At 42.7% G+C, this 23814-nt stretch carries 22 protein-coding genes; 9 read left to right on the forward strand and 13 right to left on the reverse strand.

Annotated features, from left to right (window positions below; translation table 11 throughout):
- The 4 genes from LEP1GSC060_RS00875 to LEP1GSC060_RS00890 form a co-directional block, all read right to left on the reverse strand.
- Positions 1-480 (reverse strand): M48 family metalloprotease (locus tag LEP1GSC060_RS00875; protein WP_196221620.1); only part of this gene is annotated, 480 nt, incomplete at its 3' end.
- Positions 481-715: 235 nt separating this feature from the next.
- Positions 716-1567 (reverse strand): DUF2797 domain-containing protein, encoded by an 852-nt coding sequence (locus tag LEP1GSC060_RS00880; RefSeq protein WP_002994165.1) that lies wholly within the window; start codon positions 1565-1567, stop codon positions 716-718.
- Positions 1564-2256 (reverse strand): LIC_11883 family protein, encoded by a 693-nt coding sequence (locus LEP1GSC060_RS00885; protein WP_036095021.1) that lies wholly within the window; start codon positions 2254-2256, stop codon positions 1564-1566. The genes LEP1GSC060_RS00880 and LEP1GSC060_RS00885 overlap by 4 nt, the downstream gene beginning before the upstream one ends.
- A complete protein-coding gene (locus LEP1GSC060_RS00890) occupies positions 2225-3487 on the reverse strand; it encodes an exo-beta-N-acetylmuramidase NamZ family protein (protein ID WP_002994215.1) in 1263 nt (420 codons plus the stop codon). The genes LEP1GSC060_RS00885 and LEP1GSC060_RS00890 overlap by 32 nt, the downstream gene beginning before the upstream one ends.
- Before the next feature lie 65 nt (positions 3488-3552).
- Here LEP1GSC060_RS00890 and LEP1GSC060_RS00895 point away from each other — a divergent pair, with 65 nt between their 5' ends.
- Positions 3553-4791, forward strand: coding sequence for a lipoprotein LipL46 (locus tag LEP1GSC060_RS00895; protein ID WP_036095025.1), 1239 nt, complete (start codon positions 3553-3555; stop codon positions 4789-4791).
- 313 nt (positions 4792-5104) lie between these two features.
- Positions 5105-5650 (forward strand): c-type cytochrome, encoded by a 546-nt coding sequence (locus tag LEP1GSC060_RS00900; protein ID WP_002994167.1) that lies wholly within the window; start codon positions 5105-5107, stop codon positions 5648-5650.
- Positions 5651-5882: 232 nt separating this feature from the next.
- On the opposite strand, the gene LEP1GSC060_RS00905 is transcribed toward LEP1GSC060_RS00900, so the two are convergent.
- A complete protein-coding gene (locus LEP1GSC060_RS00905) occupies positions 5883-7181 on the reverse strand; it encodes a hypothetical protein (protein ID WP_036095027.1) in 1299 nt (432 codons plus the stop codon).
- Between the two features lie 616 nt (positions 7182-7797).
- On the opposite strand from LEP1GSC060_RS00905, the gene srpA reads away from it, so the two are divergent.
- Complete coding sequence (gene srpA / locus LEP1GSC060_RS00915) at positions 7798-9066, forward strand: sigma factor sigX-regulated lipoprotein SrpA (RefSeq protein ID WP_002994161.1); 1269 nt, start codon at positions 7798-7800, stop codon at positions 9064-9066.
- A 113-nt stretch (positions 9067-9179) separates the two neighbouring features.
- Here srpA and LEP1GSC060_RS00920 read toward each other — a convergent pair whose 3' ends face one another.
- Positions 9180-10031, reverse strand: coding sequence for a flagellin N-terminal helical domain-containing protein (locus tag LEP1GSC060_RS00920; RefSeq protein ID WP_002994137.1), 852 nt, complete (start codon positions 10029-10031; stop codon positions 9180-9182).
- Between the two features lie 447 nt (positions 10032-10478).
- Positions 10479-11324 carry a flagellin N-terminal helical domain-containing protein gene (locus tag LEP1GSC060_RS00925; RefSeq protein WP_002994206.1) on the reverse strand — a complete coding sequence of 282 codons (846 nt, stop codon included), beginning with the start codon at positions 11322-11324 and terminating at the stop codon, positions 10479-10481.
- 23 nt (positions 11325-11347) lie between these two features.
- Between LEP1GSC060_RS00925 and LEP1GSC060_RS19095 the strand changes: the two genes are divergently transcribed.
- The gene (locus LEP1GSC060_RS19095) at positions 11348-11509 is read left to right on the forward strand and encodes a hypothetical protein (RefSeq protein ID WP_196221621.1); all 162 of its coding nucleotides are present in this window, start codon (positions 11348-11350) and stop codon (positions 11507-11509) included.
- Between the two features lie 451 nt (positions 11510-11960).
- On the opposite strand, the gene LEP1GSC060_RS20705 is transcribed toward LEP1GSC060_RS19095, so the two are convergent.
- The 6 genes from LEP1GSC060_RS20705 to LEP1GSC060_RS20445 all read right to left on the reverse strand — a co-directional run bounded on the left by LEP1GSC060_RS20705 (position 11961) and on the right by LEP1GSC060_RS20445 (position 17729).
- Complete coding sequence (locus tag LEP1GSC060_RS20705) at positions 11961-12083, reverse strand: hypothetical protein (protein WP_002994182.1); 123 nt, start codon at positions 12081-12083, stop codon at positions 11961-11963.
- 175 nt (positions 12084-12258) lie between these two features.
- Positions 12259-13623: an ankyrin repeat domain-containing protein gene (locus LEP1GSC060_RS00935; protein WP_002994148.1), complete on the reverse strand. Its 1365-nt coding sequence runs from the start codon at positions 13621-13623 to the stop codon at positions 12259-12261.
- 263 nt (positions 13624-13886) lie between these two features.
- Entirely contained in the window at positions 13887-15236 is a 1350-nt protein-coding gene (gene creD, locus LEP1GSC060_RS00940; protein ID WP_002994185.1) for a cell envelope integrity protein CreD, read from the reverse strand.
- A 78-nt stretch (positions 15237-15314) separates the two neighbouring features.
- Positions 15315-16745 (reverse strand): two-component system sensor histidine kinase CreC, encoded by a 1431-nt coding sequence (gene creC / locus LEP1GSC060_RS00945; protein ID WP_002994115.1) that lies wholly within the window; start codon positions 16743-16745, stop codon positions 15315-15317.
- Between the two features lie 4 nt (positions 16746-16749).
- Positions 16750-17427 (reverse strand): response regulator, encoded by a 678-nt coding sequence (locus LEP1GSC060_RS00950; RefSeq protein ID WP_036095047.1) that lies wholly within the window; start codon positions 17425-17427, stop codon positions 16750-16752.
- 62 nt (positions 17428-17489) lie between these two features.
- The gene (locus LEP1GSC060_RS20445; RefSeq protein ID WP_002994207.1) at positions 17490-17729 is read right to left on the reverse strand and encodes a PIN domain-containing protein; all 240 of its coding nucleotides are present in this window, start codon (positions 17727-17729) and stop codon (positions 17490-17492) included.
- 635 nt (positions 17730-18364) lie between these two features.
- Here LEP1GSC060_RS20445 and LEP1GSC060_RS20450 point away from each other — a divergent pair.
- The 5 genes from LEP1GSC060_RS20450 (at position 18365) to LEP1GSC060_RS00985 (ending at position 23807) form a co-directional block, all read left to right on the forward strand.
- Positions 18365-18679 carry an N-6 DNA methylase gene (locus LEP1GSC060_RS20450; RefSeq protein WP_230458287.1) on the forward strand — a complete coding sequence of 105 codons (315 nt, stop codon included), beginning with the start codon at positions 18365-18367 and terminating at the stop codon, positions 18677-18679.
- A gap of 223 nt (positions 18680-18902) precedes the next feature.
- Entirely contained in the window at positions 18903-19973 is a 1071-nt protein-coding gene (locus tag LEP1GSC060_RS00970; RefSeq protein WP_002994131.1) for a Fic family protein, read from the forward strand.
- Positions 19974-20444: 471 nt separating this feature from the next.
- The gene (gene pdhA, locus LEP1GSC060_RS00975) at positions 20445-21425 is read left to right on the forward strand and encodes a pyruvate dehydrogenase (acetyl-transferring) E1 component subunit alpha (protein ID WP_002994121.1); all 981 of its coding nucleotides are present in this window, start codon (positions 20445-20447) and stop codon (positions 21423-21425) included.
- The gene (locus tag LEP1GSC060_RS00980) at positions 21425-22399 is read left to right on the forward strand and encodes a pyruvate dehydrogenase complex E1 component subunit beta (RefSeq protein ID WP_002994159.1); all 975 of its coding nucleotides are present in this window, start codon (positions 21425-21427) and stop codon (positions 22397-22399) included. Before pdhA ends, LEP1GSC060_RS00980 begins: the two co-directional genes overlap by 1 nt.
- A 19-nt stretch (positions 22400-22418) precedes the next feature.
- On the forward strand, positions 22419-23807 hold the full coding sequence (locus LEP1GSC060_RS00985) for a dihydrolipoamide acetyltransferase family protein (RefSeq protein ID WP_002994200.1): 1389 nt from the start codon (positions 22419-22421) through the stop codon (positions 23805-23807).
- The last annotated feature ends 7 nt before the right edge of the window (positions 23808-23814 follow it).

Genomic DNA, 23814 nt, shown 5'->3' on the forward strand with positions numbered 1-23814 from the left:
ACACCTAAAAATCGTAAGACCGATGTAAATCGTAAAATAAATTCCTAATGAACTGATGATCTGTTTTACGGAATGTCTTTTTTCCGCGTGAGCGATTTCATGCGCGAGAATGGCCGCGAGCGTTGCTTCGTCCTTGATCAACTTTAACAATCCGGTATACACGAAGATATAACCGCCCGGAGTGCAAACCGCATTGATCGTATCGTCGTCGTCCAGGATGGAGATTTTATAAGGAAATTCTTTTTTGTATCGGATCCGATCCGATTTGAGAATCCGGTCCGCAACGGACTTTACGTATTTTTCAAGGGTCGCATCCTTTAAGATATGCATTCCTTCTTTTCCGTCTTTTGCGTTTTCTAAAAACGACTTTCCGATCTGTAAATCCAACTCGATCGGAACCGCGGAATCAATGATGGCTCCACATGCGGAAAACAAAAAGAAGGTGGAAAGTACGAATAACGTCGAAAGAATCTTTTTCATCGGAAGCATTTTCTTTCGAAAGGATAAAGAATTCATAGCAAAATTTTAGGATCGCAAAAGGTCGTTCCTAAAAAAACCGAAAACAAAAATCGGCTTCTTCCGTTTTTTCAGCGTCCCATTCTAAACGTTTAACGACTTCCACAAAAGTTTTGCGAGTACCCGCAAATATTCTTGAATGTTTCTTACAATTGAAGTCGCATAACCTTCTTTCTAAAACGAACCGATTTTTCTTTGTTCATTCCGCGCTCAAGATCGTTTCGTAACCGCCGTACGCGCGTATGTTGATGACCCCGGATTCAAACAAAAGATATTGTCCTTTGATCCCGGTCAAAACGTCTTCGATCACCGGATTTTTGTCGGGTGCAAGGGATTGTATCTTAAGAGGATAAGACTGCACCGGATAACGAATCGTAGTCGGAGATTCCTGCGGAGAAATTTTATAATCCAGATCCAAATCAAGGCTTTCGATTTTTCGAATGAATTCTTTTTTTCTCTCGGAAAGATCCACCTCTTCCGGGTCGCCGGCCACCATTTTCTGCCAAGTCGTTCGATCGGATAAAACTTTAGAAAGTTCTTTTTCGATGATTCCCGCATCCCTTCTCGAAGTCACTTCCACAAGAGGAATTCCCTGAACGGCCCCCTGATCCACCCAACGATTCGATACCGGATTTTCTTTCGTGATTCCGACCTTAATCGCGGAACTGTTTGCGAGATACACCGTGTGGGAAATAAAACAGTGAGACTCTCCCCAATCCGGTTCTCTGCAGGTGCCGAGATGAAAATGGCAAGTATCCGGTCTTAGGATACACATGTCGTTTTCCGCAAGCGTTTGAAAACAAGTGAAACAATTTCCCTGATTGAAACTTTTTTTAGTGATTCTTCCGCAGGAAACACAACGGATCTTTCCGGTAAATTCCAACTTCACCTTTTTACCCAAGTAGTTTAGAATATCAGAATTTTCTTGAATATGAGCTTCTTGTTTTTCGGAAGTGTTCGAATCGTAAGTCGCCGTGACCCAGATATACCGAACCGGATCGATCCCCTGATGATCCATCATTCGTAGAAAACCCGAAACGATCGGTTTCATGGAAATAAAATTTCTCTTCCGCCAAGCGGTCTGCGTATCGAATCCGTTTTCACTTCCAGGATCGCGTTCAATTTGGAACCGGACCAGTCAAAAATGAGAATTTTGTCCCGAAACTCGTAGTGACTGAGTTGTCCGTTGTTTAGATAGAATGCGCGTAAGGATTCCCCCGGATTTTCTTCCGAATCGATTTTTACCACGTTTTTTCCGGAAATCGTAGTTCCTGAGTACAATTGAATATTCTTATATACTTTCAAACCCGGATTGAGTCCGTAAGCCGCATGGGGAGAAAGAATTTTGGGAACGGATGCGGAAAGTTTTTCCGAGGCCGGGGAAGAGGAAATCGTTTCAGGTTCGGAAAATTTTTGCGACTCGGACGGGTGTTGCCGTTTTAAAAGGCCGCAGAAAAAAGGCCCCGGAAGTTCCGGAACGGGAATCGTACAAACTACGTCTTCCCACGTCTGCTCTTGATCGATCGGGTATTCTTTTCTTAAACTTTGTGCGACCTTCGCGTACGTGTAATATTTGAGTCTTCCTATCAATTCTCCGAGGGAATATTCCTTCCAATCCGAGTTTTGTGCGAAGACGGGAACATTCAAAAATGAGAATAAAATAAAAAACGCAACCGTCCTCAAAAAAACGCCGAACTTGGGATTCATTTTAATAGAGATAGTATTTTTTGATCTTCTCATTGTATTCTTTCTCGGTAGAACTTAAATATTCCGAATATTGATCGTAGTTTTTTCCGGAGTCGACCGCTTTTCGAAAGGATTCCGTTCCCCAAAGGAAATCGACGTTATACGTTCCGTCCGGATACGATCTCCATTTGAATTCCTTATAATTCGTTTTTAAGGTCGTAATCAATCGAAAAGCCATCTTAAGAGGGTCGTATTTCCGATTAACAACGGTTAGACGCAAACCCCTACAGATTTCATTCTTGTAGGGACCGAACACCGGTTTGAAGAATACGGTTTGATAATAGTAGTCCCCCTCGGAATTTTGATTCAATTCTTCCGCTAATCTTTCCGGTTCGTTCATCCAGGGCGCGCCGAAATAAACAAAAGGAGCCGTAGTTCCTCGTCCCACGGAAACATTCACTCCTTCTAATAGAACCAGTCCCAGATAATTGATCGCCGAGTCCACGGTTGGTAAATTCGGAGAAGGAGTCGTCCAAGGAATTCCTTCCTTATCCCAATCGAAAGAACGTTTGGCGTTTTTAGGCGATACGATTTCCAATCGAACTTTTTTATCCAAGTATTCCGCGTTATAATAAGCGGCCGATTCACCCAAAGTCAAACCTCCGAAAAAGAGGGAAGGAAATTCTCCCGCAAAGTTTAAGAATCTTTTATCGAGCATCTCCCCTCTTCCTTTTAAATAAAGAGCCGGATTGACGTGATCGAGCACGATGAGTCTCGTACTCGCCGGGTCCGGAATCCCGTCCATGATCCTTTTTAAAACCGTCAAGTAAGTATAACATCGCATCCCCATATCTTGCACGTCGAAAAGGATCGCGTCGGCGCCTTTTAAAATCGCGGGAAGTTCCGCATTCTTCACTCGATAGATATGATAAATCGGAAGATTGAAAAATTCATCCACGGTAACGGGAGATTTACTGAAGTCTTCTTCCAATCCCAGAAATCCGTGTTCGAGTCCGATGAGGTGTTTGATTTTTACGTCGTGTTTTTTAAATTCCCTGAGAATTCGTTCCGGACTTCTGCCGATTCCGGAAGGATTGGTGATGAGAATCACGTTTTTCCCCGAAAGTCCGGGAAGAATGTTCGAGTAAAATTCATTTTCGGAAGGAATGAGTTTCGATTCCGCGATATGTTTACGAAAACTTTTTTCCGCGCAGGCGACCGAAGGAAGAAGGAGAAAAAAAATGACTGAAAGAAAGAATTTTTTCTTTATTTTTGTGTAGAGCATCCGAGAATTCCTATTTTGTTTAAGAAAATCCCTCAAACCTATTCTTCAAGGAGAAAAACGACACAATGAATCGTTTCCCTACCACCAGGCTAATCGCAGCCTTAGCAGTTATTTCCTTCGCAGTCAGCTGCGGTTCTTCCGGATCCACTCGTGGTAAGAAGAAAGAAATGTATGAAAAAGAAGGTAACAAGGTTACCGTAATCGGCGAGGCTCCCATCTATAACGGAGACAAGCAGATCGCAAAACAAAGAGCCCTGAAAGACGCAAAAATCAACGCGGTTCGTAAAGTGATCGGCGAAGAGATCAGCAACAAAAGTAAGGCTTCCGACGGAGAGAGTTTAGGCTCCAGCCTTCTTTCCAAAACGGATGCGTTCGTTAAGAGTTACGATATCATCGACGAAGCCGAAGGTAAAATCGACACTCAACCCATGTTGAAACTCACCGTTCGATGTGAAGTGGAAGAATCCAAAATTTCCACCGCGGTTGACAACCTACTCGCCGATGTGGGAAATCCTAGAGTTGCCGTTTTAGTTCTGGGTAAAGTGGGAGGAGCTCCCGTTTTTCCGGCGACCCCGAACAATTTCGGTGAAGCCGAAATCATCAAGGCCCTCAAGAAAAACGGAAACAAAATCATCGATCCGGCTCTTACCGCAAAAAAAGTAAGTAAGAATCAAGTGGACGCTGAAAATGTAGAAGGTTCTCCCCTGATCAAAATTCTTGCGGAAGCTCTACAAGCGGAAGTTTTGGTTTTAGGAAGTGTGGAAACCGAAGACCAACAACCTCTGGAATCCGTAAACGGTAAGGCTCTGGAAAGAACCATCTATAACACGGCCGCAACGGGAACATACAAAGTAGTTCTTCTTTGGGGAGACGGTAAGATCGTAGACAGTGGAACCGCCGACGGACGCGGCGCGGACATCACTCAAAAAGTTTCCAGAGAAAAAGCGATCTCGGAATGGGCGACCTCCGTTTCTAAAAAAGTAAACAATCAGTTGAAAGAAGAATGGTTCAACCTCACTGAAAACAACCCGATCGTTCTGAAGTTTACGGGCTTAAACGCGGACGAGGCGACTAAGTTCAAGGACGACCTTACCGAGTTGACCGCCGCAAAAGAAGTAAACGTAAGAACTTCCGATATGAACGGTTCCGAGTGGGAAGTCATTTATCCCGGTAAGGACGCTCTTTTCCAAGAAGAATTGGTCTACAAAAAAGACAGGGGGTTCTCTTTCTTGTCTTCTAAATCTTTGGAAGTGAAGTCTACAACTCGCGGAGTGGTTACCTTAGAATTCAAACCTTTGAAATAAACGTTAACCGTTCTCCCTCAAAAAAATAAAAATACCCGGAGTTTTTTCCGGGTATTTTTTTGGGTCCTTTCCCGACAATTCTTCCGGCTTTTGAAAATCAGAATTTGGGAGTATTTTTGGGTTCTTCAAAAATCATTTTCATTTATAAATCAAAAATTCAAATCGGCTCTGTATCAATGAGAGCGTTCAAAAAAACCGAATATTCCATTTTTCGATAGCCTTCTTTTTTGAATCTCCGGAATCTGCCCTACGATAAAGTAGACGATCGTTTCTGGTACGGTCGATTCTTTATAAAATACAATTAGGAAAATTTATGAAAAAAATTTTTTCTACGATTTCAACATTCATCTTCGCGATCGTCCTTTTCGCAAACTGTTCGAAAAACGATGGTAATTCGCGCGTTGAACGAGGTAAAAAATTGGTAACGGTCGCGGGATGCAGCGATTGTCATACCGCAAAAACGATGACGCCACAGGGACCCGTACCCGACGCTTCTAAATTTTTAGCGGGTTATTTGGAAACGAATCAGTTACCGGACTACAAAAGTCATACCAATTCTCCGTGGCTTTTATTTACCGGAGATCTTACCGCCGTCGTCGGCCCCTGGGGAGTTAGTTTTGCGAAGAATTTAACACCCGATCCGGAAACCGGAATCGGCGGTTGGACGGAAGAAATGTTCATTCAAACGGTTCGTACTCAAAAAAGGTTGGGAGTAGGAAGACCGATTCTTCCGCCCATGAACGGAATTTTTATCGGAAACATGAATCCTCTCAGCGACGAGGAATTGAAGGATATTTTCGCTTATCTTAAATCTTTAAAACCGGTCAGAAACAGGGTTCCGGAACCGATTCTAAACTAAATTTTATCGAAACAACCGGAAACGCTAAACACAAACGGGATTGTTTTATCCCGTTTGTGTTTCTACAAATCTAACTAAATCTTATAACACCTAACAAACATTTGGTTATGGAAAATTCCCCAACAAAACATTTTTTTATATTCAACTTACGTTATCCTATCATTCCTCGAAATTTAAATTTTCCGAAAATCTCAAATAAGATTTTTGAAATATCATTGGATCTTCGGGTCAATCACCACAACCAGTAAGCTTCCAGAAAACCCGCGTTCAATCCTAAGGCGGAAGACCGCTGCACGATACATCTTCTTAACGGAGAATATTCCCATTTATTGTAAGGTTTTCTATCAAAAAGTCCTATGATATCCGTAAAGTTTTGATCCACCAAACAATGATAATTGAAAAGCGGAAATCCACCCTTATCCTTTACGTGTATTTTAGAAGCTTGAAAGAAATAAATATCCATGGATTCCGCCAGTTCATGACCTTGATCCTTAACCGCACTGATCAAATTTTTCAATCCGTTCTGCAATGGATATCCCAGATGGACTAAAACACCGACTCCTTTTATGAGCATATAATGATTAAAGAAATTGGCATCTTCCACCTGAACGATCAACCCTGCAAAAACGGAACCGAGAGTTATAACTTCTCGCCAAGCTCCCAGGTCCGTTATCTGACCTCGAGCGATGTATTTCAAAATCACTTCGTTGATTTTGGCCACAGGATTGGTCCCAGGATTATGATCGCCATATCGAAGGTTCACGTTATTAACATCTCTCACTTGATAATTGTTAGCTTCATAATATCCCAAAAGATCCGTACAAATCCGAACGATATCGGGTTTTAACTCATCCACAAAAACATAAGTCCAATAAAGTCCAACGAGAGAATGAATAACGGCGTCCAGAGAAAAATCATATCTGAACTTATACTGTTGATCTTCAAACGTATAATCGCTATATCTCATGGTTCCGCAAGACGCATTGTCGGGCGCGACTCCCACGGTTCCATTCTTATTACAAGGCAAAAATTGATCATAGGCTTCCACATTGACAAAGTTTCGACCGAGCCCTCCGCCATTGAGAGATTGCATTAACTTATAATAATTTACGTATCTCTTGATCAGAGCAAGCGTATCCGGATCGCGAGTGTTCTTATATTTCCAAGCCATCGCATGAAGAGTAACTCCTACGTTGAGAGTCGCATCACCGGCCTCTTGCCAATTATACTTCCCCACCCCGTTAAAAACGACATTATCATGAAAATCTAAACCGCGGTACTCCACTTGACCCAGCGGTCCCGTTAAATATTTAGCGTTTGAAAATACCTTGCCTTCTTTAAAAGAATTCATCTCTCCGACCAACCACGCCAGGAGCATAATGTCCTTGTTTGAATTCTTTTTTTCAGGGATACAAAACGATATCGACGAAAAAATTAAAATCAGCGAAAAACACCGGATTCCAACCTGAACTATTCTTGACGGATTTAGTTTCAAAGCTTTTACCCCTGAAACTTTTTGTTTCTTTTTCACTCTAACACTCCATTACTCGATAATACTTCCAAACCAAGTCGTTCCAATTCGCTTTAATTTTACAAAAACATAGACATTCAAAAAAATACGCATACAATCTCATCGATTTAAAAGGTTAAAAACTTTTTTATCCATAGATCTTCTCTAATATTTTTTTACAGATTTCCAAATCAAACCTTTTTATAAAAAATATACATTACCTTGGTAGTGGTAATATTAAAATTATATTATATATTTTTTACAAATCAAAACGCACTGATTCATGCATAGGAGCATGATTCACATATACGAATTAAATAATTTCATATAAATAGAATATTCATTATTATGAATTTATTTTAGTTTAATTTAATTTATAGTTTTTCCGCCAACCGTCCGATTTTATCGGAATGGCCGCAAATCTCTGCGATTGTTTTGAGTTTTGGGACAGGTTCTAAATCGATTCGATCAACGGCCTTCTTACTGCGAGGAAACGAAACATTCCCAAAAACGTGATTTACGATCCGAAGAAACGTTTTTAAATTTTTCAATAATCTCGCATTTTTTCGTTCCATTTTGTCTCGGTTCCTACCCAAAAATTCTATATTTCCTTATATTACTTTAGAGGTTATATACCATGAAACGATACGAAGACTCTTTCATAAGAGGGCCGCTTTCATTTGCGGTGTTTTTTTCGATTCTTTTATTCACGATCAGTAATTGTTCTTCCGGCAAGAACGATCGTGAAAAGGACCTATTCTTAACCCTGGCGCTTTTGATCGCAGGGCAAGGAAACGAGATCGAAAATTCGGAATTCCGTTTTTCAAATACGAACTCTTTGATCGCGGCGCGTTCGGCCGCTTCTCCTCAATTTAGAGTCGGATCCTCTCCGACGGGTTTTCTAACCGACTTGGGTGGAGAAAATCCGGAGAATTATGGAGATGGTAATGCGGATGGATTTACGGACCATTTTTTAACACCCGAAGCCGTTTCCATCAACGTTTGTAAAATCGTTGCGTATAAAACCCCGGAAAAGGGCGGGCCTGCAGTCGGAAGTGAAACCTTTGAAAATGCGTCTCTTGTTTTGTATTCGGGACCAAAATTTGAAAATTTTACGTCTGATCCCGCACGTGGCCCTTGTGAGACTGCAACGGTTGTGGCCTTGTCAGGCAACAATACAAATAACTCCGAATTGCCGATGGACAAATTCATACCTCAAAGCGACAGAGCGGATTACGATCGTATGGGCATCGTAGCTAGCAACTTCACCTATTTCTTTGCTCCGACCGATGTTCCTGAAAACGCATACAGATTTGCGGATTTGGGTTTAAATCCTGTACTTACCGTTCCCCTTCTTTCGGATCGCGGCCATGTAGAAACGCTGATTTTAGAGAACGGTTGTCCTGCCTCTCATCTAAATGTTCCGAGTTATTTCTTTTCTGAATTGTTGGCTGCAGGTGAGGAAGATATGGGCTGTACTTTGCGCGGCGCGTATATCGATTCGAATACTGGAAATTTTTTAGACAGTCCGAACTCGAACGATTTGTTCGGCGTAGGCGGATTGAATTTTAAAAACCCGCCGTTGAATGCCGGCGAGGTTTACACTTCCGATAAAGTATTAAAATTTAAACTCCCTAAATCCGCAGAGAATTTATCTCCCACGGAGCCGTATGTAATGGTCGTAAATTTAAATCCCCCCGAAAAGGACACTTCCAAAAAATTGGTTTTCAACGTCTCGGTAGACAACGTTCTATTCTGGGATTCCAACGATCCGAATAACGTCTTTTCGCCTCAGACAGACGCGGGGGATAAACCCAATGCAATTTCCGGAAACGATAACTTGACCGATCCGTCTCTAAAGAACGTCATTTTTCGATTACCGACCTTGATCAGCTCTTTCGAATGAAAGAATTTCGAATCGGTTTTGATGGACTTGGCTGATAGAATCAAAAAAAAATCCACCGGAAGTGATGCCTCCCGGTGGAACCTTTTTTCTACCTTCCCTCCTGGAAGGCTTCCTTAGAGCTGCTGCAGAAGCTTGAGAACTGAATTCGGTTTCATGTTTGCCTGCGCCAACATTGCCGTACCACTCTGCACTAATATTTGTTTTGTGGTCAGCGAGACAACTTCCTCCGCCATATCGGCGTCTCGAATTCTGGATTCCGACGCTTGCATATTTTCATACGCACCCATCAAACCCTTTGCGGTATATTCAAGCCTATTGTAATAGGCTCCCATATCCGCCCTCTGCTTCATGATCTTCGTAAGGGCCGCATCCGCCAGGCCGATCACGTCGTTCGCTTCTCCCGGAGAAGAAATCGCGATCGGTCTCCCGTCCGCCTTTACAAGCTTCAGGGCTTTCGAAGTCATTGTGCCGATAAAAAATCTCTCACGCTGATTTTGGTTCGGTCCCATGTGAAACCACATGGAAGCGACCCTGGACCCTCTCGCGAATTGCCCTTCAAAAAGCTTGAATTTATTAAATTCAGCTTGAGAAGCGATTCGGTCGACTTCATCCACCAGCGCAGATACTTCCACCTGCACAAGCTGCCTATCTTCGTTGCTGTAGATCCCATTCGAGGTCTGGATGGCGAGCACCCGGATTCTCTGAATGATGTTCGACGTCTGTTCGAGGAAACCCTCGGCAGTTTGGATGAAACTCATCCCGTCTTCGGTGTTCCGTTCCGCCTGACGCAGACCGTTGATCTGCGTTCTCAGCTTTTCGGAAACGGCGAGTCCGGAAGCGTCGTCCGCCGCGGAGTTGATCCGCATACCGGAAGACAGAGCCTTCATCGTCTTGTCTACAGCAAGCTCGTTGAACTTTAGAGAACGGTGAGCATTCACCGCACTCAGGTTGTGATTGATAATCATTCTACACTCCTTTGTAGAGATGAACCGGCAAATCTCCCTATCTGCCGGCCGGACATGGTCTGTCCGGTGCTCCGGGATGGACAGTATTCAGACCACCTGAAAGACCAGGCGTCTACACCGCGGAGTAATATTCGATTATCAATCGCGATTCGTTCAACGAATCTCTTTGATCCCAAAAGGACCACGGAAAGCGAATATTCTAATATTTTAATTTTTACTTAGAATGTTCTTTGACAAAACCTTCCGTCGTACTTTTAGGGAACTTAAAACGCGAACAGCCGCGAAAAGCGGCTTCTTAAAAAGGTCGGAAAAAGGACCGGATGGAATTTAAAAATCAATTCCGGAAGGAAACACATTCCCGAAGAAATGTGTTCCTCTTCCGGTCAGTTATTCTCCTGCCTTTACAGTCGCCAAAAAATCGGCGACTACAAGATTTCGGTTAAAATCTTATCTAAGAAGCTGGAGAACCGACTGAGGTCTTACGTTAGCTTGAGCAAGCATTGCAGTTCCCGATTGAACCAAGATCTGGTTCTTCGTAAATGCAACTGTTTCCTCCGCCATATCTGTGTCCCTGATTCTCGACTCTGAAGCCTGGATATTTTCGTAAGCAACCATCAGACCTTTGGAAGCGTGTTCCAGTCTGTTGAAGTATGCTCCGAGGTTCGCTCTTTGTTTGTTGATTTTCATCAGAGCGTCGTCCAGAGTTCCGATAGAGTCATTGGCAAATTCAGCCGTAGATAGAGTCAGGAGGGAACCGTCCGCCTTAATGAGATTGAGGGATTTCGCAGTCATAGTCGCGATATACACTCTTTCTCTTTGGTGTTGGTTCGGTCCGATATGGAACCACATGGAAGAAGTTCTAGAACCTCTTGCAAAGTCCCCCTGAAGGAGAGCCATCTTGTTGAATTCCGCTTGAGAAGCAATACGATCAATCTCGTCGACGAGCTGAGAAACCTCAACCTGAATCATCTGGCGATCTTCCGCGCTGTAGATTCCGTTGGAGGACTGGATAGCCAGAACCCGAACCCTCTGAATGATATCATTCGTTTCCTGCAAATATCCTTCCGTAGTTTGGATCAAAGACATACCGTCTTCGGTGTTTCTCTCTGCTTGTCTCAGACCTTTCACCTGCGTTCTCATTTTTTCAGAAACGGCAAGTCCGGAAGCGTCGTCACCGGCGCGATTGATTCGCATACCGGAAGACAGGGCTTCCATGTTCTTGGCTACTTCGTTATTCTGAAACTTCAGAACGCGATGAGAGTTGATCGCGGCTAAGTTGTGATTGATGATCATGGGTTTCCTCCTTGAAACTGATCATGACTCCGGCATCCGTGCCCGAGCCCTTTGTGAGTTTGGTTTTGGTCGAATATTTATATATTTTGAAAGAATCCAAACGGACCGGAGTTTTCATCCGAGACGTCCTTTTTCTTCCTACTCTATCTTCGGTGATTCAATGGTTGGGATTGAGTTTAGGATAAGTGCGCATTTTCTTCAAAAATCGTCGTTTTTAGTAGGTTTTAGTAGAAAATGGTAGATTTTTAGGAATTTAAATTTTGCACTTTTTTTGAAAAAATTAATTCTTTGCAGGGCTAATCTTAAGTTCGATCGATTTAAAAATTCCCGTAAGCATTTTTTAATTTCGAATCGAGTTTTTTCGGGGAAAAAACTTCAGTAAAAACATGTTATACCCACTCTATCGTCTGAATGAATACAACCCTCTTATCACAAACTTTCTTTAATTTCTCTCCATCATGAAGAGAATTCGGAATCTTTAAGGTGGCAAATACTTAGCGCATTTTTCAATTTTCAAAAGAACATTCTTTAATCTTTCCAATGATACAAAATTCTTTTAGCCCACCTGTAGAGTAAAACCTCGGTGGAAAGAAACGCTCCATCCTTTTGAAGTTTTCTAAATAGTCGTCCCGCCTTTTAATCATCGGACGCCGTATTTAATTTTCTACAAACCGCTAAAACAATCGTATAAGCTTTTCCATCATCAATGTCTTGAGATAAATCGACAACTATCTGCGCTTCGTTATCTTCCCAATACATTTTACTATCTTTCCGGAATCCGTGAGATCTGATATATTAATCTTTATTTTAGGTAGCTCCGCTTTTTCCCGCAATAGGAAATAAACTTCTTTTTCAACAACGAATGAGGAAATTGCAAATTTCAAAGACGGCTGTTAAAAAAAATTTCGAAATCTTAGTAATAAGTTTTCAAACTTTAACGAGCCAATCCTAACTCATCAAGTGCGCTTTCTATCGTCGCGAGTTGTGTTTCATTGTACACGGAACGCGCCACATCCATCAGATCATAGAGATGCACCGTGTGATCGATATCGATCGAGTGAATGTATTCGTTAAGTAGCTCCAGATATTCCTCTTCCCCGGTTGTAACGAGCGACTGCATCGCATAACCTCCCGCTTCCAATTCCTCGTGTACATAAATCGGCTCTTCTTCCTTCTCATTCGCATTCAAAATCTGTGACACATAACGCACCACTAACGGACGCAATGTCGGATCGTCTACACATTTGGAGAAAAAATCCGCTTCATCAATCTCTTCTCCTGGAAATTCCCAATCGAGGTAATGATCCGGATCGTTATAGTCCGGGTGGGAAAATACGTTGGCTTTGAGATCTTTTGTAATCTCCAAGATATGTTCCAAAATCGCCTTACGATTTTTGCCTTTGAGTTGAACTACATTGTCCTCGATTTCCAAATCCATCGCAGGTTTGGGTGTGCCCTTACCGGCTCCCGCTTTTTTAAATTCTGCAAGAATCGATTTACGTTCCTTTCCGTACTGAGTTACCGAGTCCATCGGACTCATACCGACTTTGAAACCGCCGCCGTCTTCCGTAACGAGTGCATTTACATCGGCACGGAGAGAAAGTAAGGTCTTTACCATGTCCAAATCTCCTACCTTACACGCATAATGCAACGCTGTCGTGCCTGCATCACTAACGTGTAGAGGATCCATTCCTTGTTTCAATAACCAGTGAGCGATTTGATTCTCCCCCTTATTTATAGAGGAACGATCTATCACTTCCATCAATAGAGTTTCCCCACGATCATCTGGTTTTTCATTAGAGACTTTGAGACCAAGTTCAACAAGTTTGTTTAACATTTTGATCCCTTCGTCTTGTTTCAAAGGAGCCATTGTTACGGCGATTTTTCTGAGGAGAGTTTCTCCCTCCTCCGGATCCACACCATCAACCCGAGCGCCTCGCTCAACGAGAGTTGCAAACGACTCCCATCGATTCGAGAGCCAAATGGGAGTCCAATTGGAATTATCTGCAATGTGAATATCGGCTCCCGCCTCCAATAAAAGTTCTACGGACCGTTTGTCGTACTGCCAAACCGCATTGTGAAGTGCAGTGCGCCCGCTTGTCGTTCTGTCGTTGACACCGGCACCTTTCTTGAGAAGAACTTCGATCATCTCCGGTTGTCTCATATAGGCAGCGAGAGTCAGTGCGTTATTGTGTCCGCCTTCTTCTAAAGAGGAAAGGTCACAACCTTCCTCCAGAAGTTTTTTTACGGTTTCCAATTTTCCTTCTCGGATTGCTTCGAATAGTTTGGATGGGTTCATGATTATATATGATTCTCCTAGGAAACGTAAGTCTTGATTGTGATAGGTAGCGTTTTTACTACGGAAGAAAAGTCCATCAAAATAGGCAACCTACTTTGGTCTTTTCGAAAATCATCATCTCTTGAATAGAGGCTGTAAAGTTCCAAAAACTAAATCCAATAAAAAAGCCCTACTCTTTCGAGTTAGGGCTATAAACAAGAAACATAAAATCGAATTTGTCTTTTCTATATTTCAAAATCCAATCTAAATTTCTAATTTCGTTTTTAGGACGATGCGATCTCTCCCTTCTTAGATCCAAAAGAATACCAATCTATCTTTCGAGTAAAGTGCATCAAAATCGCTAAAATCAAAAAGACAGCGATCGAACCTAAAAGCAGAGAATTATCTTCGGAAGCAAGTATAACGTATAGAAACGAATACAATCCTACATAGTACCCGCCCGCAATGATTCCCCTCTTCGTATTTTGCAAAACTGCACCGGCATAGTATCCGATCAGACTTGAGACCGCGAGTGATGCGACCGCATAAGAAAATACAAAACCCAAGTGTTCCGATAAGGACAAGTTCAGAATGTAAAAGACCATCATCGCAAATCCGATCATTAGATATTGAAAAGGATGAAGGATCTTTCCTCCGAAAATTTCCAACAAAAAGAAAAGAGTAAAACTGGCGCCAAGAAACAAAATCGCGTATTTCAAAGATCGCTCCAATTTCAAATACTGATCGGCTCTAACAATCAATCGAACTCCGTATCCGGAAGATAAGATCTCATTCGGATTTAAATCGTTGTAACTCGAAATTACTTGCGGATAATTTCTTGAGAAATACGAAGACTCCCAAGTAGCTTGGAATCCGGTTTCGGAGATATTTCTTTCCTTGGGTAAAAGGGCTCCTTCAAACGAAGGATCTTTCCAGTTCGAAGTAATTTGAATCCTACTCTTTCTTCCGAGAGGCACTAAATGGATCGAATTCGAACCTTGGATCGGAATTTTGATCCGGAAAGTAAGAGGCGCTTTCGATTCGGAAAGTTTGATTTCGGAATGTAAGCCGGAATCAAAAATGTGAGGAGAAGATCCTCCCGGTTGAAACGTTTCTCCTTTTCCGGCAAAAACCAATTCCATATTGTTTCCGATTCCCTTAGAATCCGTTACCGAAACGATCAAACGAGCATTGTTCCAATCAATACGTTTCGTATCTTCCGGAAAATCGAAAACGGAAGGTCGTTTGAAATTTCCTTGAAGTTTTAAATCTCCTCCATACAAGATAACCTCATAAATTCCCCGTTTTCTTTTTTCGGATTTTAAATCCGTTTCCAGATTCAACTCTTCCGGTAGAAAATACATTTCTTCGTATGCGTTTTCTTTTACTAAAACGTCCTTCCCATCTCTTTCCTCGGTTCTTTCTCTTTGTATACGATAAGGAACTACCAAAAACGGACCCGCCACAGTTTGCGAAGCTCCCCACTTGGAACTCACTTCTTCCGCCGCTTCCACAGCTCTTTGTTGTCTTTCCATTACCAAAGAATCAATCATACTAATCGGGATCAAAAATCCGCAAAGTAGTATCCCAAGAATGATAATCCGAATGGTTACCGACGATTGAATTTTAAACATTACGTTCTCCTTATGGAAAAAGTATGCACCGATTTTGTGAGAGAACGATGAGCGGAATGTGAGGATTGTGTGAGGACGTTACTTTTGAAAACTATTTTTGAAATCGATTCGAGCCGTTACTCCGAGATAATTTCCGTTTTTTACTTCCACGTCCGCATCGTGTAATTTTGCAATTTCTCTCACAAAGGCAAGACCCAATCCGGAACTTTTGCGGCCCGTATCCGGACGAGGAAGAGAATAGAATTTTTCAAAAATTCTCTCGGAAGCGTACCCTGGAATTCCAGCGCCGGAATCCTCCACTTCTAAAAAAGGAAAATCGTTCTTTTTCCCGCAACGAACTGTGATTTGCGAACCGGGGCTTGAAAAATCCAAAGCGTTCTGTACTAAATTCCGAAGAGCCATTTCTAAAAAGAAAGAATTTCCTTCTACCCACACGGTTTCGGTTAACTCTTGAATCTTTACTTTTTTTCGAATCGATTCCGAAGTTACGGAAGAAACCGTTTCTCGGACGATCGTCTGCAAATTTAGATTCGGAACTTTTTCCAATTGGGATAGATTTTCCAAGGCGCTGAATTCCAATAATTTTTCTAGGATCGTTTGAATTCTTTTTCCTTCCCATTGAATGTTAGAGATCAAAAGATTCAGACGATCGGGATTTTCAGAGATCAACTCGGCGGAAGCAAGGAGAGAAGAAAGAGGACTTTTGATTTCGTGGGTCATGGATTGTACGTAATTTTCTACGTATTCTTTTCCCGCGAGTTCACGAAACAATCGATCCATTTCTTCTCCCAGACCTCGGATTTCCGGTACGCTTATTTTTGGAAAAGGAACTCTTTTTTTGGACCGAAGAGCGGAAACGTATTCGGATAATTTTCTTATGGGAGAGAATAGGAAGTATAGAACGGAGATAAACAATACTACGATGAACAAAGCCGCATACAAACTCAAATTCCAAAATTTCTTTCGAGTCGATTCGATAAAAGGGATCAAACTGTTTTTGGGTTTGATCACGGTCAATACTCCGATGATTTTCCCGGATCGTCGGATGGGCGCACCTATGAATATTCCTTTATCCGATTTGGAAACCGATAACGGACTCGACCTCGCTCCGTATTTTCCTTGTAAGGTGAGATACACGTCGTTTTTTTTAGAATAGTCGAATCCTTTTTTATACTCTTGCGAATCGTAGATCACGATTCCCTTTGCATCCGTAACGTAGATTTGTAGATCGACTTTTTTCTTTGTGATTTCGAAAATTTTAGAATTTAGATTTCGTTCTTTCGCGGTCCGTAACATCGGAGAAAGAATTCGTTCGCTCGCTTTTTCCAAAGTGGATTCTTTTTGGGAAACTTCTCTTTCCAATAAAGAAGCCAATAGATGAGCGGTATCGTTCAACGATTCTTCCACCGCTTCCATATAACGAGGTCGAATCGAATCTTCTATTTTATCTACGAAGTAGTAATAACCGACAAAAAAGGCAAAAAAAAACCGATTACGATTCGGATCCAAAGACTCATAACGTAACCTTCCATCCGTAACCTAAACCTCGTCTGGTTTCGATCGGATCGACGTCGCTCCGGACTTCTTTCAATCTAGTTCGAATGTTTTTGATCACAGTATCCACGGCTCGATCGAAACTTTCCTCCGGTTCCGTCCAGACCATGTCCATAATTTCTTCTCGGGTGAAAATTTTACCGGGTCGTTTTAAAAACAATAGTAAAGTCTTGTATTCGTAAGGAGTGAGAGGCAAGGATTTACCGTAATAGTAAATCACCTTACGATCCTCATCCGTAAAAAACTCGATTCGTTTTTCCTCCGAATTTCCATCGTATCTCCGAAGCACAGCTCGGATTCTTGCGACCAGTTCCCTCGGACTGAACGGTTTTACCATATAATCATCGGCGCCTAATTCCAGACCCAAAACACGATCCAATTCGAATTCCCTAGCGGTTAACAAAATGACCGGAATCGAATGTTTTTTTCTAAGCTCTTTTAGAATTTCAAAGCCGCTAACATCCGGAAGACCTACGTCGAGTACCAGTAGATCCGGAGATTCTTTCAAAAGAGAAAGACACTCCATCCCGGTCATTGCAGAGAGCATCCGAAATCCTTCCGATTCTAAAACGATTCGAATTGTTTCTTGAATTCCCGGTTCGTCTTCTGTCAGTAGAATTGTCCGAACGGCATACATTACAAGAGTAGAAAAATCGATCTTCTTTTTAGGAAAAGGAAATTTTTCCGCGCTTTGCGTTTTTAGAATTTTTTTCCGAGCTTCCCACAAGTGTTTACGATCGATGTGTAAATCGACGTATGCAACGCGAGCGCCGTATGACCGATTAACGCATCGTTGATTTGCACTCCGTGACTGAGTTTGTACATCTGAAACGTATCCAGCGCCTTCACCATTGTTTTTGAATCAGGCCATACGATTCGGGATTGTCGGATAAAATGGCTCCGAGGTTCTTTCAGGTCTTTTTTTGTTTCGACATCCATCTAACAATTCAAAGGCTGAAAAACCGCACAGATAACAAACTCCCCTTCGTCCGTTAGAGTATCGAGTCATCGATACGCGAACGGGCCGTCACGCAGAGGTCAATGAGAACATCACTGTCCGCAAAGATCATTCCGTCTTGTGTGCTCCGGAAGCCGTGCGTAATTTGCGAGAGTAGGCGACGCTATCTGTTATGTCTGAACGATTGTCCGATCATTCCCGATTCACGGAGTTTCTTGGCGGTCATACGCGGCTCTTTAGATGTGCGAGAGGGTTCCATCAGAAGTTTATGAATGAGTATCTCTCGATCCTCCTTGAGAAAAGATATTTGTTCCATTCTCCGCTTTCGAATTTTTTTCAGATCACAATGAAATCCGTTTGCATATCCTCCTTCCACACCGATACTTTGCGATTGTTTTACCAATTCACATTTTACTATGAATCAACCCAAAACCAAAAAAGAAACTCAGGACTTATTGGAACTCTACAAACAAATGCTTCTCATCCGAAGGAGGCGATGGATCAGTTCCGCTTGTAACGAAGTTTGAAGGAAGAATTGTTAATATGCTTCGGACGGGGTGGAACTGCCGATTGATTGTTTCCTCAGGGTCTACTTTTTGGAAGCGGAAAAGCTTTTGTGAGTCTTCGTAAAAAACTTTTAGAAGAATCAGAATTTAAAGTGGTAATCACGTTACCAAGCGGAGTCTTTAAGCCTTACATCGGAGTCAGTATAACGATTCTGATTTTTACGAAGGGTGGGAAAATAGAACACACCTGGTTTTATAGACGTTGGCGGATGGGTACAGTTTGGGATAGTAAACGAACCAAGATAGACCAAAGCGATCTTTATGGATATCCGTGGTCGATTCCATTCTCGAGATCCAAAAGGAGATCAAACGAACAGAAAGGCATTCTTCGTTCCAAAATAGAAAATCCTGGAAAGCGGACATGATTTCTCTTTAAGCAAATATAAGGAGGAAATCTATGAAGAAATTCAGCAGGAAAGTCCTCGGGTGATTTTAGCTAAACTAGAAGATCTAGAAAAACAAATCCAAAAAGGTTTGTCCGAACTCCCAAAACAGATCTAAGATATGTATAGAATTTTCTCAAAAATATGCAGATTCTGATTGATATGTATATAAAATTAATATTTTTATACATATGGTAAACGACCCATGAATCCAAGCTTTGTATTGGAAAAGCTACCTCCGGCATGGGAACTGGAGACCAAGACGGTTTTGAAGAAGGTTTCTCTGGCTCAAAGGTATTTGGCGGAATTGAAGGGGACTTCTTCGGGTATTCCAAATCAGAATATTTTGATCCATACACTTTCCTTGCAGGAAGCTAAAGACAGTTCCGCTGTGGAGAATATCATCACAACCCACGACGAACTTTTCAAAGAAGACATTTTTCCGAACGAGACAATCCATCCTGCCGCCAAAGAGGTGGGGAACTATGCATCCGCCTTACGGAAAGGATTCCAATTGGTAAAAGAATCCAAATTATTAACGGGAAATCATATCCTTGCCATTCAAGAGGAATTGGAAAAAAATAAAGCCGGTTATCGAAGATTGCCCGGGACCGATTTGAAAAATCAACTTACGGGAGAAGTGATTTATACTCCCCCGCAACATTTGGAAGAAATCGAAATCTTAATGAAAAATTTGGAAAGATATATCAATGACGATGATTTGTCCGATACGGATATTTTAATCAAGATGGCTGTGATTCATTATCAATTTGAAAGTATCCATCCGTTTTACGATGGGAACGGCAGAACTGGAAGGATCATCAATATTCTCTATCTGGTATTAAAAGATCTGCTTACTCTTCCTATTCTCTATTTAAGCCGATATATTATTCAAAATAAAACTCAGTATTACGAACTTCTTCAAGGAGTCCGAGACAAACAAGATTGGGAGTCTTGGATCTTATTTATTCTTACCGGAGTAGAGGAAACTTCGATCCAAACCATTGAGACCATCCAATCCATCAAACGGGTCATGATGGATTATAAACATAGAATCCGGAGTTCTTGCAAATTCTATAACCAGGACTTGATCAATAATCTATTCTATCATCCTTATACAAAAATTGAATTTATTGAAAGGGATCTGGGAGTCACACGTCTCACTGCCGCAAAGTATTTGGAAGAACTTTGCGAACGAGGTTTTTTGAAAAAACAAAAATGGGGAAAGTCGAATTATTACATCAATTTGGGTCTGTACGGGATTTTGGTAAGGTGAAGAACAAGGTGAACAATTGGGAATCTCAGACCCTTAATAAGATTGCGGTAGACTGATGAGTTCTATTGTAGGCCGCCACTCCCATTGCTGGAACGGAATCCAATTCCATCGGAAGTTTATGAATGAATATCTCTTGATCGTTACGGAAAGAGAGCGCATCAACGAAAAAGTTTTCCATTACCTTTTGTAGAAACGAAAACTATGAAACACTTAAAAAACACGGTTGCCCATTCTTCTTAACTCGTCATCCGTGTTTATTTTATTCCGAATCGTATCTTGAATTCCGGGTTCGTCTTCGGTGACTAAAATCGTACGCATGTAAGAAAAGGAAAATCCGATCTTCTTTTTATGAAAAGAAGTTTTCGTTCGTTTATACGCTTTCGAATTTTTTTCAGATCACAATGAAATCCGTTTGCATATCCTCCTTCCACACCGATACTTTGCGATTGTTTTACCAATTCACATTTTACTATGAATCAACCCAAAACCAAAAAAGAAACTCAGGACTTATTGGAACTCTACAAACAAATGCTTCTCATCCGAAGGTTTGAAGAAGGCGCCGCCAAATCTTACAGCACCGGTAAGATCGGCGGTTTTTGTCATCTTTATATCGGACAAGAAGCGGTAGGAGTCGGATCGATTGCGGCTCTCAGAGAACAAGATTACATCGTTTCCACTTATAGGGATCACGGTCACGCACTGGCCCGAGGTTTGGACCCAAAGGCTTTGATGGCCGAACTTTTCGGGAAACGAACCGGAATCTCCAAAGGTTACGGAGGTTCGATGCACTTCTTTGATAAGGACAAACACTTCATGGGCGGACACGGAATCGTGGGAGGCCACATTTCTCTCGCCGCGGGAATCGCCTACGCTTCCAAATATAAAAACGAACACTCAGTCACGATTTGTTTTTTTGGAGAAGGAGCGGCAAACATCGGTTCCTTTCACGAAGGAATGAATCTCGCCGCGATCTGGAAACTTCCTCTCGTCATGATCTGCGAGAACAATCACTACGCGATGGGAACCCCCGAATACAGAGCCCTTTCGGTCAAAGACGTTTCGATTCGAGCGGGCGCCTACGATATCGCGAGAGATCATATTGAAGGAGACGAGGTTCGTAAGGTTCGAGATCACGTGAGTGTTGCGGTCGAGCGAGCGCGCAGAGGCGAAGGCCCTACTCTGATGGAAATTTCCACGTATCGTTTTCGAGGACACTCGATGTCCGATCCCGCAAAGTATAGGACCAAAGAAGAATTGGATCGTTATAAACAAAGCGATCCGTTGTTAAAAGCGAGGAACGACCTTCTTCACTCGGAATGGACGGAAGAAGAATTAGAAAAGCTAGATATAGATTTGCAAGCACAAGTGGAAGAAGCGATGGCATTTGCCGATAAGAGTGAAGAACCGCCGCTCGGTTGGTTGTATAAGAACGTTTATGCGGAGGATGTTTGATGGCGATTCTCACATATAGGGAAGCTCTGAACAGAGCGATGTGCGAAGAGATGGATAAGGACCCGAACATCTTTCTCATGGGAGAAGAAGTCGGTCACTACGACGGCGCTTATAAGGTTTCTCAAGGAATGCTTGCTAAGTACGGAGAAAAAAGAGTGATCGATACTCCTATTTCCGAAAACGGTTTTGCGGGTGTGGGAATCGGAGCCGCGATGGTGGGTTTACGTCCTATCATAGAATTTATGACTTGGAACTTTTCTCTCGTAGCGATCGATCAGATCATCAACTCGGCGGCTAAGATGAATTATATGAGCGCGGGCCAATTTCCGATTCCGATCGTATTTCGAGGCGCGGGTGGCGCGGGTGGAAGACTCGCGGCTCAACATTCCCAATCGTTTGAAAGTTGGTACGCGCATATTCCCGGTCTCAAAGTGATCGCCCCTTATACTCCGGCGGACGCCTGCGGCCTTTTGAAAACCGCGATCGCCGACAACAACCCCACCATCTTTATCGAAAGCGAAGTGTTGTACGGAAGCAGAGGAGAAGTTCCGGATCGGGAATATTCCATTCCTTTCGGAAAAGCGGACATCAAACGAGAAGGATCGGACCTAACGATCGTTAGTTGGTCCAGAGCCTTGATGTATGTTTTACCCGCCGCCGAAAAACTCGCCAAAGAAGGAATCTCCGTGGAAGTTTTGGATCTGAGATCGATCCGTCCTTTGGATGAAGAGGCGATTTATGCGTCGATCCGTAAAACAAACCGGGCTTTGATCGTGGAAGAAGGTTGGGAGGTCGCGGGTTTCGGTTCACAAATCGCCTACTTGATTCAAAAAAATTCTTTCGACGATCTGGACGCCCCCGTGGAAAGAATCACTCAAGAAGACGTTCCGATGCCTTACGCCGCCAATTTGGAAAAGGCGTCTCTTCCGAGTGAGGAGAAAATCATCTCCAAAGTTCGGGAAATGCTCGAATAAGGGAAAAGGAATATTCAAAATGGCTAAAATTGCAGAGATGACTCAACTCAGTCCCACCATGGCGGAAGGTAAAATCGTACGTTGGCTCAAACACAAAGGAGATTCCGTTTCCCCCGGTGAAATTATCGCCGAAGTGGAAACGGACAAAGCCGTGATGGAAATGGAAGCCTTTGAAACGGGAGTTTTATTGGAAATTCTCGCGCCCGAAGGAACTTTACTTCCCGTTGGCGCTCCGGTCGCAATCATCGGCAAATCCGGAGAAGACATTTCCGCGTTAGTCGAAACCGCAATAAAATCGACTCCCTCGAAAAAAGAAAGTTCGACGATACGATCCACAACGCCAATGTCGCCTCATACCCCGCCGTCATCCGCGCAAACCGAGCCGCGGTCAAAAGCGTCGGCCTACTTACAAACACAACATGTAACGTTATCCGAAACCGAAGCGCCAATTGCCGGAAAAAAATCGGAATCGTCTTCAATCGAAACGGTTTCTAAAATTTTTCCAGAATTTCAACGGGAAGAATTTAGAGAACCCAAATCCGTTCGTGCGGGAGGTCCCGTCAAGGTTTCTCCTTTGGCAAAAAATTTGGCCCTTCAAAAAGGAGTCGATCTGGGCGAAGTGATCGGTTCCGGTCCCGGAGGCAGAATCATCAAACGAGACATTCTTTCCTTTCAAGAAACGGAAGGCGGTAAGAAGAGTTCTTTTATTAAGCGACAAGATCGTAAATTAGAACTCACCGGAATGAGAAAAACGATCGCTTCTCGACTTGCACATTCCACTTCCACAATTCCTCATTTTTATCTTACGTTGGAACTGGACGCCAATCCGTTAGACTCTCTTAGAAACTCTTACAACAAAGACCTGGGGCTCGAAGGTCCCGCTAAAATCAGCGTCAACGATCTCATTCTCAAAGCCTGTTCTTTTTGTTTAAGAGACGTTCCCGAAGTCAACTCTTCCTGGAGAGAGGATCATATCCTTGAACACGGAAGGGTCGATATCGGAGTTGCGGTTTCCATCGAAGGTGGACTGATCACTCCGTATGTTCGAGACGCGGACCGGAAGTCCGTAAGCGAAATCAGTCGTGAAATAAAAGAACTTGCTTCCCGAGCGAGAGAAAGAAAACTCAAACCGGGTGAATACACGGACGGAACGTTTACCGTCTCCAACCTCGGAATGTTCGGAATTTCTTCCTTTACCGCCGTTATCAACGAACCGGAAGCCGCAATCCTGGCGGTAGGTGCGCTTGTGGAAAAAGCGGTTGTCCTGCAAGGAAGTATCGTTCCCGGAAAAACGTTATCTGTCACACTATCCTGCGACCATAGGGTCGTGGACGGAGCGACCGGAGCCAGATTTCTTTCTTCATTTCGAGAATATACGGAACGTCCCCTTCGCCTACTTACGGGTTAAGGATTTT

It is taken from the genome of Leptospira weilii serovar Ranarum str. ICFT (assembly GCF_000332415.1).
Lineage (GTDB): Bacteria > Spirochaetota > Leptospiria > Leptospirales > Leptospiraceae > Leptospira > Leptospira weilii_A.